Genomic DNA, 2,876 nt, shown 5'->3' on the forward strand with positions numbered 1-2,876 from the left:
GGCTGCATACGTTACCGCACTTACACCTGTGGCCTATCAACGTGGTCGTCTCCCACGGCCCTTTAAAGAAATCTCATCTTGTGGTGGGTTTCGCGCTTATATGCTTTCAGCGCTTATCCCTTCCGGACATAGCTACCCTGCAATGCCGCTGGCGCGACAACAGGTACACCAGAGGTCCGTCCAACCCGGTCCTCTCGTACTAGGGTCAGATCCACTCAAATTTCTAGCGCCCACTGTAGATAGAGACCGAACTGTCTCACGACGTTCTGAACCCAGCTCGCGTGCCACTTTAATGGGCGAACAGCCCAACCCTTGGGACCTTCTCCAGCCCCAGGATGTGACGAGCCGACATCGAGGTGCCAAACCCCCCCGTCGATGTGAGCTCTTGGGGGAGATCAGCCTGTTATCCCCGGCGTACCTTTTATCCTTTGAGCGATGGCCCTTCCATACGGAACCACCGGATCACTATGCTCTTGTTTCCAACCTGATCGGCTTGTAGGCCTCTCAGTCAAGCACCCTTATGCCATTGCACTCTACGCACGGTTACCAAGCGTGCTGAGGGCACCTTTAGAAGCCTCCGTTACTCTTTTGGAGGCGACCACCCCAGTCAAACTACCCACCAAGCACTGTCCCCCGTTGTGCGGGGTTAGACTCTAGATAAGCAAAGGGTGGTATTTCAACAATGGCTCCAAGACGCCTGGCGACGCCTATTCATAGCCTCCCACCTATCCTACACATTACTTATCCAAAACCAATACTAAGCTATAGTAAAGGTGCACGGGGTCTTTTCGTCCCACAGCGGGTAATCGGCATCTTCACCGATACTACAATTTCACCGAGCTCATGGCCGAGACAGTGTCCAGATCGTTGCACCATTCGTGCAGGTCGGAACTTACCCGACAAGGAATTTCGCTACCTTAGGACCGTTATAGTTACGGCCGCCGTTTACCGGGGCTTCATTTCAATGCTTCGCCGAAGCTAACATCTCCACTTAACCTTCCGGCACCGGGCAGGTGTCAGGCCATATACGTCATCTTTCGATTTAGCATAGCCCTGTGTTTTTGATAAACAGTCGCCTGGACCCTTTCACTGCGGCCCTGACGCTTAACACGTCAGGGCGACTCTTCTCCCGAAGTTACGAGTCTATTTTGCCTAGTTCCTTAGCCATGAATCTCTCGAGCTCCTTAGAATTCTCATCCCAACCACCTGTGTCGGTTTGGGGTACGGGCCGCTTCCCTCGCTTTTCTTGGAAGTCGCTTCTCTGGATTATCACCGCAGCCGAAGCCTTAGTGTACTATCCCACGCTTTAACGTGGTTCAACGTGCTATTCCGTCAGCACGCACCAAATATACGCCTCCGTCACTTTTAGCGGGAGCGGGTACGGGAATATTAACCCGTTGTCCATCCACTGCCCCTTTCGGGATCGTGTTAGGCCCCGACTAACCCTCAGCTGATTAGCATAGCTGAGGAAACCTTGGTCTTTCGGAGTGCGGGTTTCTCGCCCGCATTATCGTTACTTATGCCTACATTTTCTTTTGTAGCTCCTCCAGCATCCCTCACAGAACACCTTCAGCGGCACTACAATGCTCCCCTACCCAATGACAAATGCCATTGCCATAGCTTCGGTAGTATGTTTATGCCCGATTATTATCCATGCCGGACCGCTCGACTAGTGAGCTGTTACGCACTCTTTAAATGAATGGCTGCTTCCAAGCCAACATCCTAGCTGTCTAAGCAGTCCAACCGCGTTTTTTCAACTTAACATACATTTGGGGACCTTAGCTGATGGTCTGGGTTCTTTCCCTTTCGGACATGGACCTTAGCACCCATGCCCTCACTGCCGATCATTATTTTATAGCATTCGGAGTTTGTCAGGAATTGGTAGGCGGTGAAGCCCCCGCATCCAATCAGTAGCTCTACCTCTATAAAACTAGATCAACGCTGCACCTAAATGCATTTCGGGGAGTACGAGCTATTTCCGAGTTTGATTGGCCTTTCACCCCTACCCACAGGTCATCCGAAGACTTTTCAACGTCAACCGGTTCGGCCCTCCACTCTGTGTTACCAGAGCTTCAGCCTGCCCATGGGTAGATCACACGGTTTCGCGTCTACCACTACCAACTAAATCGCCCTATTCAGACTCGCTTTCGCTGCGGATCCGGCACTGAATGCCTTAACCTCGCTGGCAACGGTAACTCGTAGGCTCATTATGCAAAAGGCACGCCGTCACATCTTACGATGCTCCGACCGCTTGTAGGCGTATGGTTTCAGGTTCTATTTCACTCCCTTATTCAGGGTTCTTTTCACCTTTCCCTCACGGTACTGGTTCACTATCGGTCTCTCAGGAGTATTTAGCCTTAGCGGATGGTCCCGCCAAATTCACACAGGGTTTCACGTGCCCCGCGCTACTCAGGATACCGCTATCAATAACACAGCTTGCGTATACAAGACTGTCACTTCCTATGGTGTGCCTTTCCAGACACTTCTACTTCACCGTGCATCGAATATCGCGGTCCTACAACCCCGGTACTGCCGTAACAGCACCGGTTTGGGCTAATGCGCGTTCGCTCGCCGCTACTAACGCAATCACTTTTGTTTTCTTCTCCTCCGGGTACTTAGATGTTTCAGTTCCCCGGGTTCGCCCCCTACCAACGGCAGGGTAACATGCCTTCAGCATGCTGGGTTGCCCCATTCGGATACCTGCGGATCATATCGTGTGTGCCGATCCCCGCAGATTTTCGCAGCTTACCGCGTCCTTCTTCGCCTCTGAGAGCCTAGGCATCCCCCATACGCCCTTGCTTAGCTTATTGTACTTTTTTGCTTTTTTTAATGAGTTTTATCCCAATCGACTCGCGCCGATTGTTACCGGTTGGTCC

Annotated in this window: 1 rRNA gene; it reads right to left on the minus strand. The window is 52.0% G+C overall.

The features are described from left to right. A 23S ribosomal RNA gene (locus MR054_RS16680) occupies positions 1–2,809 on the minus strand; the annotation flags it as partial. Between the last annotated feature and the right edge of the window lie 67 nt (positions 2,810–2,876).

The sequence above is a fragment of the Aestuariivivens sediminis genome, assembly GCF_022662105.1.
GTDB classification, from domain to species: Bacteria; Bacteroidota; Bacteroidia; order Flavobacteriales; family Flavobacteriaceae; genus Aestuariivivens; species Aestuariivivens sediminis.